The sequence below is a fragment of the Krasilnikovia cinnamomea genome (assembly GCF_004217545.1).
In the GTDB taxonomy this organism is placed as follows: Bacteria; Actinomycetota; Actinomycetes; order Mycobacteriales; family Micromonosporaceae; genus Actinoplanes; species Actinoplanes cinnamomeus.
This window is the reverse complement of the sequence record NZ_SHKY01000001.1, coordinates 3,762,471-3,778,848: the sequence shown is the minus strand read 5'-3', so window position 1 is coordinate 3,778,848 and position 16,378 is coordinate 3,762,471. Positions and strand designations below refer to the sequence as shown.

Sequence of the window (16,378 nt, the reverse complement as noted above, 5' to 3'; positions counted from 1 at the left end):
GAGCGGGCGCCCGGTCACCGCCGCTCACCCACCAGGCCGGCGTCGCGCTCCTCGTGCCGGCCGGCGCCCGCCGCGAGGCAGCTCAGGATCGAACGGGCGGAGACGTTCACATGGTTGCCGTACTGGACGAACGCGGTGAGCTGGTCGATGGTCATCCAGACGAAGTCCTCCGGCACGTCGACCGGGAAGTCGTCGTCGGCGAGGACGACCAGGTAGCGGTTCTCCGCGTGGTAGAACCGCCCGCCCTCCTCCGAGTGGATCACGTCGACCATGCGGCGCTCCCGCGGCACGGACAGCACGTAGTCGAGGAACCTCGGTCGCCGGTCGCCGCCCAGCAGCCGGTAGTTCGCGGGCGCGCAGTTGACCGTGGGCGACATCTCGACCAGATCGCCGGTGCCCGCCTCGGTCTGCGCGTGCACGAGCAGGTGCAGTGCGCCGCGGATCCACCGGGCGACGAAGGCGCTGACGCCGCGGGAGGCCGGCGCGAGCATGGGCTGGGACCACCGCGCCACCTCCCGGAAGCCGGCCTGCACGTCGACCCCGATGATCCTGAAGAACTCGCCGGAGTCGTGGCGGATCTCCTCCGGCGACCGGGTCCAGTCGCGCACCCGGGCCAGCGGGATGACCCGGCGCTCCAGCCGGTAGCGGGTCTTGGCCTCGGTGAACCAGCTCAGCAGCTGGGCCCGGGTGTGCAGGGCGGCAGCGTCCTCCGCCGCCCCGGCCGGCCCCGGCGGTGCCAGGCCGGCGAGCACGCTACGGGAGTCCATGTTGACCACGTTGTCGCGGCGCAGGAGCTCGCGGAGCTGGTCGAGGCTCAGCCAGCAGAAGTTGTCCCGCAGCGGCGGCGCCTCGTCCACCTCGACGACCATGTTGCGGTTGCGCTTGCCCAGGAACCACGAGCCCTGTTCGGACTGCAGCGCGTCGAACACGACCCGCCCGCGCCGCGGGGCCAGGAAGTATTCCAGGTAGGGAACGGCGTGCCCGCGGTGCACCCGGCGGTAGTTGCTCCGCGTGGCCTGCACGGTGGGCGAGAGCTGCAGGCCGTTCACATTGCCGGGCTCCATCTTGGCCTGCAGCAGGCAGTGCAGGACACCGCCGACCCGCCGTACGGCCAGGCCAAGGATGCCGACCTCCCGCTGCACGATGATGGGCTGCGTCCAGGAGGCCACCTCCCGGTGGTCCGTCTCCACCTGGATGCCGGTCACCGTGAAGAAGCCGCCGGTGCGATGGACCAGGTCGCCGGTCTCCGGCTCGGTACGCCACCCGTCGAGTCCGTCGAGCCCCGCGACGGTGACGTCGTAGGCCGTCGCGGCGCGCCGGTCCGCGAGCCAGGCGTCGAACTCCGATAGATCGGAAAACACGGATCCCCCTCCCGGGACGTGGGCGGGCGGCGCCCGCACGAGGTCAGCTGGTCTCCGCGTCCCGCAGCGCTTCCAGCACGGTCCTCTGTAGCCGGTCCCGGCGGGCGACGAGCTCGTCGTACCGGTGCGCGCCGAAGGCGTCGTCCGCCTGGGCGAGCAACAGTTCGATGGTGTCCTCGTCGAGCACCGGGCGGCCCAGGCCCTCCCAGCCCTTCTGCAGGCCGGCGCCCAGCGTCGTCAGCCACTTGCGCAGCCCGCCCAGCCCGCCGCCGAGGTGGAACGACTGGAACGGTCCCATGGTGGCCCACCGCAGGCCGATGGAGTTGGTCACGACCGCGTCCAGCTCCTCGACGGTCACCACGCCCTCCCGGACGAGGTGGATGCTCTCCTGCAGCAACGCGGACTGCAGGCGGTTGGCGACGAACGCGGCGATGGGCTTGCGCAGCACGATCGGCACCTTGCCCGACCCGCGGTAGAAGTCGACGGTGCTCTGCAACGCCGCCGGGTCGGTGTGCGCGGCGGCGACCACCTCGACCAGGGGTACGACGTGGGGCGGGTTGAAGGGATGGCCGACGAGCACCCGGGACGGATCCGCCATCCGGGCGCCGAGCGCCTCGGGCAGCAGCGTCGACGTCGACGACAGCAGCAGCGTGTGCGGGGCGGCGGCCTTGCCGAGCCGGGCGAACAGCTCCTGCTTGAGCTCCAGGTTCTCCGGGGTGTTCTCCTGCACCACGTCGGCGCCGTCCACCGCCCGCTCGAGGTCGGGCACCACCTCCAGGCGCTCGAGCAGCTCCGCCGGGTCCGGGTGCGCTCCCGGCAGGCCGGGGGCGAGCAGGCGCACCGCCTCCCGCACCGACGGTTCGACGTCGGGCCGGGTGCTGTTCACCCGGACCCGGTGCCCGTGGGCCAGGAACAGCGTGACCCATCCGAGGCCGATCGTGCCGGCTCCGATGACCGTGACCACCCGGGGCGTGGTGGTGCTCATCGCCGCTCCTCCGCTGCGAACGGGTCGTTGTCGAGCTTGGGCAGCACCTGCTCGGCGAGCAACCGCAGGGTGGTGGCGGCGTCCTCGACGTCGAGGTGGCCCGAGTGGATGCCGAGGCTCAGCGTCAGGTCGTCGCCGTAGCGCTGCGCGATGTCCCCGAGCTGCCCGCGTACCTCGTCCGGCGAACCGACCAGGAGCTTGTTGTCGGCCAGCTTCTCCTCGAAGGTGGCCCGCTTGCCGATGTCCGCGAGCTTCTCGTAGCCGGGGTACGCCGTACTGCTCGTCGTGCGCCACGCGCTCACCGCGGCGCTGATCGCGGCGGTGTTGCGCTCCTCGTCGTACTTCGCCTTGCGGCGCGCCTCCGCGGGATCCGCCGCCACCACGCAGGGGTACGTCAGGTGGATCTGCCCGGTGCCGGGATGTCCGCTGGCCCGCCACGAGGATCGGAACAGCTCGACCCGCTCGGACAGCTCCTCGACCGTCATGGCGTTCGGCACGGTCTGCAGGTGGTGGCCCACCTCGGCCGCCTCGCGCACGGAGTCGAGGCTGCGCGCGGACGTCACGAAGATCGGCGGGTGGGGCTGCTGCACCGGCCTCGGCAGCAGGGTGACCGGGCCGAACTTGTGGAAGGTGCCCTCGAAGACCGCATCCTCGGTGGTCCAGAGCAGCTGCACCGCCCGGACGCTCTCGGTGAACCGGGCCCGGCTCTCGTCCATCGGGATCCCGAACGCCTTGAACTCGTCGGGCAGGAAGGCCCGGCCGAAGGCGGCGTCCACCCGGCCGTTCGAGATGTTGTCGAGCATGGCCAGCTTGCCGGCCAGCTTCACCGGGTGCACGAACGCCGGGATCGTGGCGCTGGTGCCCAGCCGTACCCGTCGGGTGCGGCCCGCCGCCGCGGCCAGGAAGGTGACCGGGTCCGGGCTGTACCCGCCGTACGGGAAGAAGTAGTGCTCGACCATCTTGACGTGATGGAAGCCGAGCTCCTCCGCCAGGTCGACGAGCTGGAGTGCCTCGGAGAAATACTGCTGCGCCGGCCTGTCCTGCGGTCCGACGGTGGGGAAGAAGACGATGCCCAGCCTCACGGCGTCAGTGCTCCTCTCGGTCCGGCGCTCGGCCGCGCCGGGACGGTTCCTGCGATCACTTGCCGGCGGAGTCGTGCGTCAGGTCGCGGTGCGCGACCAGCCAGCCGCCGTCGGCGGGTACGAGGTGGTCGCGGCACACCACGCTGACGAAGACGTCCAACTCGCCGCCGGTCGGCGTGCGCATCGCCAGCGCGTAGCAGCGGGTCCTCAGCGAGCCGTCGGGCTCCTGCCGCACCTGCAACATGCCCAGCCAGTGCCGCAGCTGGACGCCGCTGTGCAGGAAGCGATCGGCGTTGGCCCGCGCGGACGTCCGGATGGCTCCGCGGCCGTGCAGCGGGTCCATCCGGCTCGCCTCCTGGAAGACCGCGTCCTCCGTGAAGGTGTCCGCCCAGCGCTCGGCGTCGCGCTCGTCGATGAGGTTCATCTGAAAGGCGTAGAACTGCTGTACCTGGGCGTACAGCTCGGCGGACACGAAGGTCCCGTCCTGCTCGGTAGGCAATGTCATCTTTCCCTCTCCTGCACTGTTCCGGGCGGCACGGCGACACCGAGCAGGTGGTCGCCGTAGGCGGCCCCCGCGGTCTCGGCCTGCAGCGCGACGTGGGTGGACAGGCAATGGATGTCGCGCCACAACCGCTGCAGCGGTCCGGCCGTGGACTGGCCCCTCGACCCGGCGGCGCGGAAGACCCGCTCCACCGCGCCGACGAGGAGATCCACCGCGAGGGCACAGTCGTAGGGCATGCGGACGGCCTCAGCCGGGGACAGCCCGCCGCGGTCGCAGGCGCGGGCGACGCGGCGCAGCAGCAGTTCGGCGGCGTCGATCTCGCCGGCCGACCGGGCGGCGACCTGCTGCGCCTGGGAGCGCAGGGCCGGCGCAGCGCCGGGCGCGACCAACCGGTCGGTCATCGAGGCCGACCACGCCGCGAAGGCTCCTCGGGCGGCGCCGAGCGCCGGCGCGGCGAACAGCACGCCGCTCACCGCCCGCAGCGGCACCCGGTGGCACGGCGCGGTGCTGTCCACCGCCTGCCCGCGGAGCATGGCCTCCCGGTCGAACACCCGGTGGGCGGGCACGAACACCTCGTGCATGGTCAGCGTGTTGCTGCCGGTGCCCCGCATCCCCACCGTGAACCAGCTGTCCGTGACGCCGTAGTCCTTGCGCGGGACGGCGAAGAAGAAGATCCGGGCCTGGGCATCGGTCCGTACCGGCACCGCCACCAGCGCCCAGTCCGAGTGGTCCACCGCGCTCGTGGAGGGCCACGTGCCGCTCAGCACCCACCCACCCGGCACGGGACGGCACTCTCCTGAGGGCACGAGCGCGCCCACCACCACACTGTCCGGGCCCTGCGCCCACAGCTCGGCCTGCCCGTCGCGAGGCAGGAACACGCCCATCCGCGCCGCGCCCGCGGCCACCGCGGCGCACCACGCCGCGGACGGGCAGGCGCGTCCCACCGTCGCCGCCGCCTCGAGCAGGTCGGCGACGGCGCCGTCCGAGCCGCCCCACCGGCCGGGCACGAAGTGGCGCGCGAATCCGGCGGCGGCGAGCGCCTCGGCCACCTCCGCCGGAAGCACCCGCGCCGCGTCCGCCGCCTCGGCGTACTGCCCGGCGATCAGGGCGGCCTTCTCCGCGGAGGCGCCGAGGCCCACGGTGCTCTCTGCGACCATCCAGCCACCTCCTCGTCCGGCGGGCGTCCCGCTCGCACCACTGTGGTCACGGCGGCTCGGCGGGCGCTTGAGCCGGGCTCGACGATCGAGGGCGGCTCGAGTCCAGCTCGACGCGGTACTCGAGCCCCGGCGCGTACCCGCACAGGTGGCGCCGGTCGTCGAGTCCGGCTTGAGCGGGGAGCAAGGCGCCCGGTGGCAGTATCACGTCGATCGCGAAGGACGCCATCGATCGGCGTCGAGCACTACGGAAGGCGTGGTGACATGACCCGCAACGCTCTCGACACGCCCGCACCAGACCAGCTGTACGCCCAGATCCAGCAGTTCTACGCGCTGCATATGGGGCTGCTCGATGACGGCGCGGTGGATGCGTGGGCCTCCTTCTTCACCCCCGACGCCGTGTTCGAGGACAACACCACGCCGGAGCCGCTGCGCGGGCGCGAGGCCATCCGGGCCACGGTCCGGACGCGGGTGGAGCACCTGCGGGCGGAACGCCGGCAGTTCCGCCACTGGTTCGGCATGGTCGACGTGGCGGTGCAGCCCGACGGCGAACTGCACACCCGGATGTACGCACTCGCGATGTCCACCGTGGTCGACGGTCCGCTACGCATCCACGGTCACGTGGTGTGCCGCGACCGCCTGATCCCGCGAGGCGGCTCCTGGACGGTGCACAACCGGCGGGTCGAGGTCGACGGCGTCTGAGTCAGAACCGGCCGGCCGCCGGGCACCGCGTGCCGAAGCCCCGGCCGGACCATCCGCATCCATCGAGCCGAAGGACTTACCGTGCGTGTTCTGTTTGCCGTGTCACCGGGACTCGACCACCTGTTCCCGACCGTCGGACTGGCGTGGGCCTTCCGGACGGCCGGCCATGAGGTCGCCATCGCCACTTCCGGAACGTCCGTCGACGCGGCGGTCCGCACCGGGCTGCCCGTGTGGGACGTGTCGCCCGGCGCCGACTTCGACGCCATCTTCCCCCTGGTGGGCACAGTGGAGGAGCGCGCGAAGCGCATGCGGGAGCGCGGCCGGACGGTCGCCCAGGCCGGCGTCACCCCCGACATCATCCTGGAGAAGTTCGGCCGGGTCAGCGACCTCATGGCGGACGGCACGCTCGCGTTCGCCCGGGCCTGGCAGCCCGAGCTGATCGTCTACTCCCGGCTGCAGGGTGCCGCGCTGCTGGTCGCGCGCGCCCTCGGAGTGCCCGCCGTCGAGCACGGCTTCAGCTTCCTGCGGGAAGGGTCCATGCCGCAACGGTTCCTGCCGCACCTGGCGCCGGTGTACGAGCGCCTGGGTGTGCCGGTCGAGCTGCCGGACGTCACCAGCCTGTACTTCGCGCCCGAGCACCTGATGTACGGCGAGGGCACCGGCTGGACCATGCGGTCGGTGCCGTACCACGGCGGTGGTGCGATCCCCGGCTGGCTGGTGGAGCCGAGGCAGCGGCCGCGGATCTGCGTCACCCTGGGCACCACCGTGCCGCACGTCGCCGGGGTGGGGAGCCTGGGCCGGGTGCTGCAGGCCGCCGGAGACCTCGACGCGGAGTTCGTGCTGGCCCTGGGCGACGATCCCCACCTGGCTCCCCTCGGCCGGCTCCCCGACAACTGCCGCGTGGTCGACTGGACACCGCTGAGCCTGCTGCTGGCGAACTGCGACGCGATCGTGCACCACGGCGGCGCCGGCACGACGCTGGCCTCGGCCCACGCGGGGGTGCCGCAGCTCGCCATGCCGCACGGCGCGGACAACTGGATCAACGCGGACATCGTGACGCGATGCGGCGTCGGCCTGAACCGCGAACCCGAGGAGATGACCGTCGACGACCTGCACGCCCTTCTCGGAGACCCGACCATTCGCAAGGCGGCCGGCGCGCTCGCCGCCGAACTGGCCGCGGAGCCGGGTCCGGACCAGCTGGTGCCCCGCCTCGTCGGGTTGGCCGAGACGGCGACGCGGGTCCGCGGTTGACCCGTCGCGGGGTCGGGTCGCTCGGCGGCCGCCCGCCGGGAAGCCTCGGCCGGATTGTCCCGCGTACCGGCCGGGCCCGGCCCGGGAACCCAGCGCGGCTGCGGCACTAGGGTGACGCCATGCGTATCGAGCGGATCACGGATGCCGCCGTGGTGCGCCGGGCCGCCGACCTCTTCGACGGCCCGCCACTCCCCGAGGCCACCGAGAAGTTCCTCGCCGCCCCGGCCATCACCTCCTGCTGGCCCTACGCCTGCGACCGGGCGGTCGGCATGATCTCCGGGGTCGAGATGACCCATCCCGACAAGGGTACGGAGATGTTCGTCTACGAACTCGGCGTCGCCCCGCACGCCCGGCTGCGGGGCGTCGGAACGGCCCTCGTGCGGGCGCTCGCGGACATCGCCCGGGAGCGCGGCTGCTACGGCATGTGGGTGGGGACCGAGCACGACAACGAGGCGGTGCAGCGGACGTACCGCAGGGCGGGCGCGAACGGTTACTAGGGTCACGATATGCGTGGTGAGCCAGCGATCCTTGTGCCGGTGCGGTGCCCACTGGCCGGTCCACCCGGGTCGGTCCTCGCTCCGGTCAACGATCACCCCAGCAGGCACCCCGCACGAGCGAGGGCCCCGCGTCCACGAGAGCACCGTCGCCCAGAGAGTGCTGCCATCGTCGACAGCCCCACCGTCCGGCCGCGCCGTCACCCCAAGCGTCGCCCCACACAGACCCCCGACCCCGCGCGATGCGGACATGTCCAACCCGGTCGCGCGCCGGCGTTTCTGGGGGAGGTTTGGGGGGGCGATTCAAATTCGCAGGGCAGAAAGTGAGGCCCTGACCAGGGTCTCCGCTGGTCAGGGCCTCACCCTGGAGCTGTCCTGTGCCAGCGGATCGTCCTCGGTGAGGCGTCTCTGAGCTGCGGTGAGAAATGTTGAGTGGCGGACTCTCCGTGGTCAGGTTTGCGAGGCATCCTCGTATCTGCCTGTTTCTGCCATTGGATCTTGCTGTGTGGGTCGCGTCCTGCTGGGGAGTATGTAGTGGCGTAGCCTAACGGGCCTGCCGTCCGGGCTGGCCCACTCGGCGTCTGTCGTGTGGGTGTGCCGCCAGCCGGTGGCTTCGTAGAAGGCGACGGCTGGCGAGCGGTGTTCGTCCGTGACGTTCAGCGTGAGGCCATATTCCTGTTCGGCGGCCCAGATTCGGATGTGGTCGACGAGTGCGCTGGCGAGAGCGCGGCGGCGGGCAGCGGGAGCGATGAAGAGCCGGGAAAGTTCGACGTGACGGCCAGCCTTTTCGCTGGTTATGCGTTGGACCGCGACGTGGCCGTCGACGGCGCCCCCGACCTCTTCGGCGATCCATGCCTGCAACAACCGCGGTGGGTTGAGCCACCTGCGCGGGTCCGCCGGCCAGTTCAGTGGGTATGCGTCGGTTTCGTGCACCGCGCGCAGAGTCTGAACGCACTGGTCCAAGTCGGTGAGTCGGCGGGCTCGGATGGTTGGACGTGACATCAGGACGTTATTTGCCGACCCGGGCAGAGCGCCCATTGCTGCTGGTCGAGACGGTCGCGACTCGCAAGGTAGCCGAACGGCGCAGGTTGGATCCGAAAGTCGCAACCGTCATGTGAAGGCGGCAGCAACACCAGGGCGGTGGGGATTGAGGATCATCGCAGCGAGGCTGACGGCGTCGGGATAGATCGCTGCATGGGGTAGGAGTCGTGGTCATCTAGTATTCCGCGGTGATGGTTGGTGGTCTGCAGGATGAGCAGGCGATGCCTCCAGTGGAACGGGATGGCGGCGGGTGAGGCCGGCCAGGCGGGGATGGCGCTGCTCACTGTCAACGGACAGGAGCCGCCGGTCGGAATCGGACCGACGACCTACGCATTACGAGATCAAATTGGCCACCCTGTATCACCCGACCGCACACAGGTTCACCAGCAGAGACGGCTTTCGTCGTTTCGCATCCCTCCGCCACTGTTCGCCAGCCTCATGCGGACCAGATGCGGACCTCGACGCCCGCTGTGGCCAACCCCGGCCTTGCAAGGACCACGCGGGCTGTTGACCGACGTCAGCGATGGTCGCTGCGTTAGACCCGGGTCGCCTGCGCGATCCGCGTGAACGCGGCTCAGATCGGCGGTGACGCTGGATATCGTGATCTTGTGTCCGAGAGCATGCCGACCTTCGCAAGACCTCGTGGCTGGTGGCTAGCCACCCTCGCCGGGATGGGACCCCACCTGCTCTTACTGGCGTACGTGTGGCGGCCGCGAGAACTGGACTTCGGCTGGGTCGAGGGGGCAGAAGACGCGATCCCTTTCGCTCTCTACGGCAAATCGGAGCTGATCATCGTCCCCGCCACGCTGCTTCTGACCATCGCCGCCGCAGTCACCCCACGAAGTCGGCCGTTCGCGATGTGGTTGCTGCTGGGCACGCTGGCCGGCGCCACACTCGTTCTGCTCACACTGTCGGGCGCCGCTGTCTCGTGGGAAGTGGTGACGGCGCCGCCTTGGCGCTAGAAACCAGCAGCGTCAGTTTGGAAGATCGCCCGGCGCGTCCCGGCGTGCCCGAATCGCCCTGCTCAAGCAACGTGTCGGCAGCGCCGTTCGTGCCCGTTCGCGCCCCTTCGTTGATCCGGCTAGTGGCCCGTGAATGGCCCGGCCAGCGCCCTGCGCGTTCCGTCTCTCAAGCCCATCTCCGCCGTGAGTCCGCACACCGTGGGACGGGCCAGCTCCCCGCCGGAGGCACGAGGCAATCAAACAGGTGGTGGACCGGCGTGTAGGTCGGTAGCGTCCTGGCCCGCAACGGCGACGGAGGAAGTAGGCGGAAGTGAGCACCACCGAGACCGACAAGACCCAGCTCTGGCGGCCTACCGGACCGCAGGAGTTGGAGCTGGTGCGACAGTCGGGATGGCGTGCCTGGCCGCCGCGTCTGCCGGACCAACCGATCTTCTATCCGGTGCTGAATGAGGACTACGCGATCAAGATTGCCCGCGACTGGAACGTCCCCAGCTCGGGCGTCGGCTACGTCACCCGCTTCCATGTTGAGACGCAGTTCCTGGCTCGGTATCCGGTACGGCAGGTCGGCGGCCAGACGATCCTGGAGCTGTGGGTTCCGGCCGAGGAACTGGACGAGTTCAACGCCCACATCGTCGGTCTAATCGAAGTCGTCCACGAGTTCCGGTAGCCGGCGCGGCGGGCGCGGTGCGCCGCGCTCGCGCGGCGCCTTGATCCAAGTACAGGGAAATTCGGCAATACTCGAAGGCACAAGGCGAAGGGGAGGATCCGAGCGAGACAACAACCGAGCCGCAACGCGCACCGTCAGCGGCATTTCGTTGCCAGCACCACCTGCTGACCGCCGCAGGGTACGAGCCGGTTCGCGTCCGGTAGCCTGCGCGCTAGCTTCGTAGCCAGATAATTGAGCCCGGCACGAGCAGGATTAAGGCTGGATCACGAAACGCGCAGTGCGTTGTCCTGCTTCTGCTGTTGCCGTGGATACCAGCAAGCCAGCTATACATCGGTTGACGATATATCCCGCTTGACGTACGGTCTGCGGCCATGCAGGAACCCACGCTCTTGATCCTCACCGCCTTGGCGAAGGAGCCCCTGCACGGGTACGGGGTGATCCGTACCGTCCAGGAACTGTCGCAGGGTGAGGTCGTGTTGCGGCCCGGCACTCTCTACGGCGCCCTGGACCGGCTAGCCGAGCAGGGGCTCGCCACGGTCGACCGAGAGGAAGCGGTGGACGGCCGCCTGCGGCGCTACTACAAACTCACCGACAGCGGCGCCGCCGCGCTTGCCACTCTGATCGGGCGCCTTCGCCGGAACGCCGACTCGGCCGAGGCGCGGCTGCGCAGCCGTCCGACCGTGGGCGTCCGGCGGCTGGGGGTGGCCTAATGACCGCGATCGGTGGACGGGACGAGCGCCGTTACCGTCGGCTGCTATGGGCATACCCCAGTGGTTATCGTCGCCGGCACGGCGCTGAGATCGTCACGACCCTGCTTGACATGGCCGAGGCCGGCCACGGCCGCCCGGCCGTCGGCCAGACCTTGCACCTGGTCGCCTGCGGCATCCGGCAGCGGTTCCGCGTGCCGCGCCGCGTGCTCGCGGTGATCGCGGCCGTGCTGTCCGCAGCCACCCTCGGCGGGCTCGGCGCGGTCACCGGCAACTGGCTCGCCTGGCAGGCAGCCGCGCCGGTGCCGACATCGGCGGAGATGACCGCGCTGACCTCAGCCATGGCGGGTCTACCTTGGCCGAGCTTGTCTCCTTGGCACACGGCGATGAACGGCCCAGGCTTCACCAGCACCATCTCCGGTACGGGCACCTACGACCCCGGACGGGTTCGGACCGCTCTGACCGCGACCGGATGGCAGATCACTACATTCGAGGAAAGTACCCGGGTAATCCCCGTGGGCATCGGCAGCCCCGATGAGGCGATCTCGAGGCGCGTTCTGGAGTTCGCCGCGACCAAGGACGGGCTCAGCCTCCACGGTGACACCGACACCGTGGTCAGCAGCAAGGCCTACGGACTCACGACGCTGCTGGTGGATGTCACTACAGACGTGACCGGCGCGATCCGGCCATCGACAGTAGCTGGCCTGCTGCTCGGCGCGCTCGGGGGATGGTTGCTGGCTGCGGCCCTCGCCTACCGGATCCGGATGGCCGGTGACCGCAACCGATGGACCGCCAGCGGCCTTACCGCGCTGGCGCTCACCGGCGCAGCCGTTCCGGCGTTCGTCGCCTACTGCGAGGCCTACCAGATCATGGGGTACGACGAACACGCCTCGAACCAATACTTCGAGTACAGCATCAGCGAAACCATCCCGATGCCCGTCGTGCTGATCAGCACCGGCGTCGCGGCGCTGGCCCTGGTCGCGGCGACACTCATCGCTAACCGTCGTGACGAACCGGAGCTCACCCCGGTCAGTTCCTAGCCCGGGCGGGCCACTCAGCGAGGTCGGCCGACCACATGCCACGACGGTGACAACGCCCCGCGCAGAGCGCACGAAGCGGAATGGCACGAAACGCGGGCCCCTAATGACATCAGAGAAGAGGTACGACCCGGCCGACGTGCGGGCCTGGCTGGCCGCGAGAGCGGAGCGGTCGTGAGCGTGAAGAAGCGACCGGATGGCAAGTGGCGCGCCCGAGTCCGCAACGCTTCCGGCAAGGAAGTCGCCCGCCATTTCAGCCGCGAGGTCGACGCCGAGCGATGGGAGGCGTCTGCCAAGGCGGCAATGGCCCGCGGCGACTGGATCGATCCGGCCCGAGCCCGGATCACGGTAGGTGTGTGGGCTGCGCCGTGGATGGCGGCGCAGGTGCAGCTCAAGCCCACCACCCGTGCCCGCTACGAGCTGGCCTTGCGCAGGCAGGTCCTGCCGACGTGGGAAACCACACCGCTTTCGGCAGTCTCCTAAGCCGAGGTGGCGGCGTGGGTGCAGCGTCTGACCGCCTCGGGCCCCGCTCCTGCCGCGGTGCGCTACGCCCACCGGGTGCTGTCGCTGGTGCTGGCCCAGGCGGTGCGGGATGGCCGGATGCCGCGCAACCCGGCCGACGGTGTCCGGCGGCCCCGCTTGGTGCGTGAGGAACCGGTGTTCCTCGACCACGACCAGGTCGCCGCGCTGGCCGAGGCTTGTGGCCGCTATGCCGTCCTGGTGCGGTTCCTCGCCTACACCGGGCTGCGCTGGGGGGGAAAGCCACCGCACTGCGGGTGTCCCGGCTGGATCTGCTGCGTCGGCGGGTGAGGGTCGCGGTGGCGTTCACCGAGGTGCGCGGCGAGCTGGTCGAGGGGACACCGAAGAAACCGTCAGCGGCGCTCGGTGCCGATCCCGCGCTTCCTCGTCGACGAGCTGGCCGCCCACGTGTCCGGCATGCACCGGGAGGATCTCGTGTTCACCGCCCCGACCGGCGGCCCTCTGCGCAACACGAACTTCCGGTCGCGGGTCTTCCAGCCTGCGGCCGAGTCGGCGGGTCTTCCCGGGGTCACGCCGCATGATCTACGGCATACCGCGGCGAGCCTCGCCGTGGCGGCCGGGGCGAACGTCAAGGCGGTGCAGCGGATGCTGGGGGACGCGTCGGCGTCGATGACCTTGGACGTGTACGCGGGCCTGTTCGGTGACGACCTGGACGCCGTGGCCCACCGGCTGGACGAGGCGGTCGCGGCCCGCAGTGCGGACTATTTGCGGACCGGGACGGAGAACGCCACGGTCACGGACCTGTGGAAACGGAAGAGCCCATGCCGGTAACCTGGGCCTTCTCGTGGAGCCGCCTGACGGAATCGAACCGTCGACCTACGCATTACGAGTCGCTACCGGTTCCACGGTCCGGCAACCGTTGGCCCGCTCTGCCCTGGTGCGGACGTACGTTGCCATCCGTGCCCGTTCGCCGCCTTGGCTGCTTCCTACCGGCGTCACCTTCACTCGGCCCCAACGTCGTGCTGGTCGTGGCCTCTCAGCAACGAGCTGTGCCACCGGGCGGCGTTCACCTTGCTGGATTAGGCCAATCAGCCGCTGGCTGAAGCCGATCGTAGATCATCCTGGGCGCGATCCAGGACACTTCGGCCGGTCACCCGGTGTCAACACCTGACCGCAGCGGGCACGCTTCCCTGGTCACTCTGATCCCAGTGGCACCGGCCGCCCAGCGCGGCCACTGTCATGTTCACCTCGAGTTCCTGGAGAACCCGTGCGCAGAATCGCCGCCGGCCTCGCGGCCGCCGCCGTAGCCCTGACCGCCGCCGTGACTGGAGCCAGCCCCGCATCGGCTGCGCCCACCCTGCGCTTCCACGGCGCCCAGTACGACTCCCCCGGCACCGACAATCGCAGCAACGCCAGCCTCAACGCCGAATGGATCTCTCTCGTCAACACCGGCAGACGCGCCGTCAACCTGCGCGGCTACACCATCCGCGATCGGACCGGCCACACCTACAGGTTCGGCGCTGTCAGCATTGCCGCCAACGGTGGCCGCCTGTGGGTCCGCACCGGATCCGGCACCAACGCGGGCCGCACCTTGTACTGGGGTAGCCGCGCCTACATCTGGAACAACACGGGTGACACCGCCTATCTGCGCACCGCCGCGGGCACCAACGTGGACAGCTGCAGCTGGGGATACCGCAGCGGCCGCACCTGGGTGGCCTGCTGACAGACTCCGTCAGTACCCACACCGGCGCGCGGATGCTCATTCCGGACCGGGGTAGCCGGTCCGCCTCACGGACGCGGTTGCCACGGGTCAGGCGACCGCGTCCGCGTCCGCGTCAATGTATGATCTTGAATGGTTGACCAGGGCTCAACCCATCGCTGACCTGCGTAAAAGTCCGCCGGAGTCCGTGGTCGTCCGGCGTTGTGCGCCTCGATTGTCACCCAGTTTGTCACCCACCATGGGGCTCACCTCAATGGACACGTCTGGCAGGTTGCCGTTACTCATTGGGCTCCGAGAGCGGCGTCCGGTGGGCGCTGATCCACAGCTCCACGTCTTCGGCACGCAAGACCTTGCCCTGGCCCAGCTCGGCGGCGGGCAGCGGGAAGTCGCCTCGACTGGTGATCTGTACGTCCGCTGTCGACTGACACCACCGAGGCGGAACCCGGATCTCATGTGCACCCAGGAGGTGCAACCGTTCACTCGCCATACGCGCGACAATGGGCGCCAGACTACCCCTCTGGGAAGCGGCGCCCCCGAAGCCTCTTCGTCCCGAACGTATGATCATGGCGCCATGGCCAGCAGGGGAACCGTCACTGAGCTGCGAAAATGTTCCACAGAAGTCCACGGACGTCCGGAGCCGTTGTTCTGCGTTGTCACTCAGTTGGTCACCCAACCGGCTTACCCCCTCGCATGCAAGTTATTGGCGGGCTGTCCGGCGCAGTGTGTCCGTGCCGCACCCTCGGGAAGCCGTCCGATGCGCGTCGGCCTGGTGGGTCCCGTCCGGGCCGGTTGCTGTCACCGTTGCTGTCAGATCAGTCATTGAGCCAGTCGCTGACCGAAAGGCCGGCGGGGGTGTAGGACACCACTATGACCAACACCATGAGGGCTGAGCTACCGATCAGGGCGAAGGTTAGTTTCCGGCTTCCGGAGGCGCCTCTGATCAGGAATACCGCCAACGACACAAACAGTGACACCCAGGCGATCAGCGGCGCCATTACGATCGTGATTGTGACCGGGCCTTTCCAGGCCCAGTCCGCAGAGGCGTCGGCGTCGGTGGTGTAGGGGTCGTGGAATGACGGTATGTACCAGTGCCCGGCGAGTTGTGCGGCGTATGCCAGCGCGAGATAGCCGCAGACGGCATACCAGGCCGCAAAGACGTACTGCGCCGCCATCAGCAGCTTCACGCCTGGGCGGCTGTCAACATGAGCCGTGTTCCGAGCAGCCATCGTCATCGCCGCATCGTAGCGGGGTTGATCATCTCCTAGGACACCGTGGCGGACGGTTCCCTATCGGCTACTGAATGCACGACTGATTGCCTTTCGCCAAAAAATGAACCTGTCGCCGCCCGGGTTGCCACACGGAGCGCTCTACATGTTGCCGTCGAGCCGCGCCATCACGACCTGGCGAGGGTGACGCTCGACGAGTCGGAGATGGGTGCGGCGGCGCGCGACCTGATGAGGGCAGGCCACCGGCCTGCCCTCTGACCACCTGCCCGTGGGTCGCAGAGGCTCCGAGGCCAAGGGCGGCCGAAGGCCGTCGCTTGCGACGCGAAGCGCCCTTGAGCTCGGAGGGGCAGCCCGGACACAATGCGCGCCGCCGCGCACGGCACCGACGAGCGCAACCCGCCGCCCGACGGCCAGGCGCAGCAGCTCGGCCGCGGCCCGAACCTGCTTCCCACGCCAGTCGACGGGCGCCTGCGTGGACGGCCCGACCGACCAAGGGAGGGCGGCCACGCGCCCTGGCGACGGCGTTGGCGGCCCGTTTCGGGCCGCATTTAGGACGTACAGAAAGTCTGCGCAAGGTCTCTATGTAGGCGCTGTCCCGTCACGGGACATGCTTGACACTCGCGTCCCACCTGATGCTTGACATGATCACCATTCGGCTTCTTGATCCCAGTTGTTTGCGGGCAGCACGGGATCTGGGGGCCGGGATTGGCACTGGTGGGAATGTCGATCGTGGAACAGCGGTATCAGGCCGTCCTCGCGGTCCTGGCCGGGGATCCGGTTACGGAGGTAGCCGCCAAGGTGGGGGTGTCGCGGCAGAGTCTGCATACCTGGCTGCGCCGCTATGCCGACGAGGGGCTGGCTGGTTTGCAGGACCGGTCCCGGCGCCCGGACGGGTGTGCCCATCAGGCAGCGCCGGAGGTGGAAGCGCTGGTGTGTGAGCTGCGCCGGCATCACCCGAAGTGGGGATCCCGGCGGATCGCGTTCGAGTTGGGCCGCCACGGCTGTCC

17 protein-coding genes and 2 pseudogenes are annotated in these 16,378 nt (G+C 69.7%); 12 read left to right on the top strand and 7 right to left on the bottom strand.

What is annotated here, in order from left to right; all coding sequences use genetic code 11:
• Positions 1 to 14 precede the first annotated feature (14 nt).
• From EV385_RS17100 to EV385_RS17080, 5 genes are read right to left on the bottom strand one after another with little or no spacing between them, the layout of a single operon-like run.
• Complete coding sequence (locus tag EV385_RS17100; protein ID WP_130510361.1) at positions 15 to 1,361, bottom strand: NDP-hexose 2,3-dehydratase family protein; 1,347 nt, start codon at positions 1,359 to 1,361, stop codon at positions 15 to 17.
• Between the two features lie 43 nt (positions 1,362 to 1,404).
• The gene (locus EV385_RS17095) at positions 1,405 to 2,346 is read right to left on the bottom strand and encodes a 3-hydroxyacyl-CoA dehydrogenase NAD-binding domain-containing protein (RefSeq protein WP_130510360.1); all 942 of its coding nucleotides are present in this window, start codon (positions 2,344 to 2,346) and stop codon (positions 1,405 to 1,407) included.
• The gene (locus tag EV385_RS17090) at positions 2,343 to 3,428 is read right to left on the bottom strand and encodes an LLM class flavin-dependent oxidoreductase (protein WP_130510359.1); all 1,086 of its coding nucleotides are present in this window, start codon (positions 3,426 to 3,428) and stop codon (positions 2,343 to 2,345) included. Before EV385_RS17090 ends, EV385_RS17095 begins: the two co-directional genes overlap by 4 nt.
• 55 nt (positions 3,429 to 3,483) lie before the next feature.
• Positions 3,484 to 3,933, bottom strand: coding sequence for a nuclear transport factor 2 family protein (locus EV385_RS17085; protein ID WP_242624925.1), 450 nt, complete (start codon positions 3,931 to 3,933; stop codon positions 3,484 to 3,486).
• The gene (locus EV385_RS17080) at positions 3,930 to 5,087 is read right to left on the bottom strand and encodes an acyl-CoA dehydrogenase family protein (protein ID WP_130510358.1); all 1,158 of its coding nucleotides are present in this window, start codon (positions 5,085 to 5,087) and stop codon (positions 3,930 to 3,932) included. Before EV385_RS17080 ends, EV385_RS17085 begins: the two co-directional genes overlap by 4 nt.
• Before the next feature lie 261 nt (positions 5,088 to 5,348).
• Between EV385_RS17080 and EV385_RS17075 the strand changes: the two genes are divergently transcribed.
• From EV385_RS17075 to EV385_RS17065, 3 genes are all read left to right on the top strand, one after another.
• The gene (locus tag EV385_RS17075) at positions 5,349 to 5,786 is read left to right on the top strand and encodes a nuclear transport factor 2 family protein (RefSeq protein WP_130510357.1); all 438 of its coding nucleotides are present in this window, start codon (positions 5,349 to 5,351) and stop codon (positions 5,784 to 5,786) included.
• Between the two features lie 81 nt (positions 5,787 to 5,867).
• Positions 5,868 to 7,037, top strand: a complete 1,170-nt coding sequence (locus EV385_RS17070) for a nucleotide disphospho-sugar-binding domain-containing protein (RefSeq protein ID WP_130510356.1) — start codon at positions 5,868 to 5,870, stop codon at positions 7,035 to 7,037.
• Between the two features lie 119 nt (positions 7,038 to 7,156).
• Positions 7,157 to 7,534: a GNAT family N-acetyltransferase gene (locus tag EV385_RS17065; RefSeq protein ID WP_130510355.1), complete on the top strand. Its 378-nt coding sequence runs from the start codon at positions 7,157 to 7,159 to the stop codon at positions 7,532 to 7,534.
• A gap of 447 nt (positions 7,535 to 7,981) precedes the next feature.
• On the opposite strand, the gene EV385_RS17060 is transcribed toward EV385_RS17065, so the two are convergent.
• Positions 7,982 to 8,464, bottom strand: coding sequence for a GNAT family N-acetyltransferase (locus EV385_RS17060; protein ID WP_341273954.1), 483 nt, complete (start codon positions 8,462 to 8,464; stop codon positions 7,982 to 7,984).
• Between the two features lie 779 nt (positions 8,465 to 9,243).
• Between EV385_RS17060 and EV385_RS17055 the strand changes: the two genes are divergently transcribed.
• The 8 genes and pseudogenes from EV385_RS17055 (at position 9,244) to EV385_RS17030 (ending at position 14,148) form a co-directional block, all read left to right on the top strand.
• The gene (locus tag EV385_RS17055; RefSeq protein ID WP_130510354.1) at positions 9,244 to 9,534 is read left to right on the top strand and encodes a hypothetical protein; all 291 of its coding nucleotides are present in this window, start codon (positions 9,244 to 9,246) and stop codon (positions 9,532 to 9,534) included.
• A 310-nt stretch (positions 9,535 to 9,844) separates the two neighbouring features.
• On the top strand, positions 9,845 to 10,201 hold the full coding sequence (locus tag EV385_RS17050; protein ID WP_130510353.1) for a hypothetical protein: 357 nt from the start codon (positions 9,845 to 9,847) through the stop codon (positions 10,199 to 10,201).
• Positions 10,202 to 10,572: 371 nt separating this feature from the next.
• Positions 10,573 to 10,911: a PadR family transcriptional regulator gene (locus EV385_RS17045; RefSeq protein ID WP_130510352.1), complete on the top strand. Its 339-nt coding sequence runs from the start codon at positions 10,573 to 10,575 to the stop codon at positions 10,909 to 10,911.
• Positions 10,912 to 11,021: 110 nt separating this feature from the next.
• The gene (locus EV385_RS17040) at positions 11,022 to 11,948 is read left to right on the top strand and encodes a hypothetical protein (RefSeq protein ID WP_130510351.1); all 927 of its coding nucleotides are present in this window, start codon (positions 11,022 to 11,024) and stop codon (positions 11,946 to 11,948) included.
• Positions 11,949 to 12,119: 171 nt separating this feature from the next.
• Positions 12,120 to 12,428, top strand: coding sequence for a hypothetical protein (locus EV385_RS34355; protein ID WP_207229855.1), 309 nt, complete (start codon positions 12,120 to 12,122; stop codon positions 12,426 to 12,428).
• An 18-nt stretch (positions 12,429 to 12,446) separates the two neighbouring features.
• The gene (locus tag EV385_RS34350) at positions 12,447 to 12,755 is read left to right on the top strand and encodes a site-specific integrase (RefSeq protein WP_207229854.1); all 309 of its coding nucleotides are present in this window, start codon (positions 12,447 to 12,449) and stop codon (positions 12,753 to 12,755) included.
• Positions 12,756 to 12,824: 69 nt separating this feature from the next.
• Positions 12,825 to 13,256 (top strand): annotated as a pseudogene (locus EV385_RS34345) (tyrosine-type recombinase/integrase); the annotation flags it as partial.
• 436 nt (positions 13,257 to 13,692) lie between these two features.
• Positions 13,693 to 14,148: a lamin tail domain-containing protein gene (locus EV385_RS17030; RefSeq protein WP_130510350.1), complete on the top strand. Its 456-nt coding sequence runs from the start codon at positions 13,693 to 13,695 to the stop codon at positions 14,146 to 14,148.
• A gap of 809 nt (positions 14,149 to 14,957) precedes the next feature.
• On the opposite strand, the gene EV385_RS17020 is transcribed toward EV385_RS17030, so the two are convergent.
• Entirely contained in the window at positions 14,958 to 15,377 is a 420-nt protein-coding gene (locus EV385_RS17020; protein WP_130510349.1) for a hypothetical protein, read from the bottom strand.
• Positions 15,378 to 16,091: 714 nt separating this feature from the next.
• On the opposite strand from EV385_RS17020, the pseudogene EV385_RS36130 reads away from it, so the two are divergent.
• Positions 16,092 to 16,361, top strand: a pseudogene (locus tag EV385_RS36130) (helix-turn-helix domain-containing protein); the annotation flags it as partial.
• Between the last annotated feature and the right edge of the window lie 17 nt (positions 16,362 to 16,378).

Coding starts and splice junctions, on each gene's coding strand:
- EV385_RS17095 (WP_130510360.1), bottom strand. CDS start 2,346: ATGAGCACCACCACGCCCCGGGTGGTCACGGTCATCGGAGCCGGCACG.
- EV385_RS17085 (WP_242624925.1), bottom strand. CDS start 3,933: ATGACATTGCCTACCGAGCAGGACGGGACCTTCGTGTCCGCCGAGCTG.
- EV385_RS17080 (WP_130510358.1), bottom strand. CDS start 5,087: ATGGTCGCAGAGAGCACCGTGGGCCTCGGCGCCTCCGCGGAGAAGGCC.
- EV385_RS17075 (WP_130510357.1), top strand. CDS start 5,349: ATGACCCGCAACGCTCTCGACACGCCCGCACCAGACCAGCTGTACGCC.
- EV385_RS17065 (WP_130510355.1), top strand. CDS start 7,157: ATGCGTATCGAGCGGATCACGGATGCCGCCGTGGTGCGCCGGGCCGCC.
- EV385_RS17055 (WP_130510354.1), top strand. CDS start 9,244: ATGGGACCCCACCTGCTCTTACTGGCGTACGTGTGGCGGCCGCGAGAA.
- EV385_RS17045 (WP_130510352.1), top strand. CDS start 10,573: ATGCAGGAACCCACGCTCTTGATCCTCACCGCCTTGGCGAAGGAGCCC.
- EV385_RS17040 (WP_130510351.1), top strand. CDS start 11,022: ATGGCCGAGGCCGGCCACGGCCGCCCGGCCGTCGGCCAGACCTTGCAC.
- EV385_RS17020 (WP_130510349.1), bottom strand. CDS start 15,377: ATGACGATGGCTGCTCGGAACACGGCTCATGTTGACAGCCGCCCAGGC.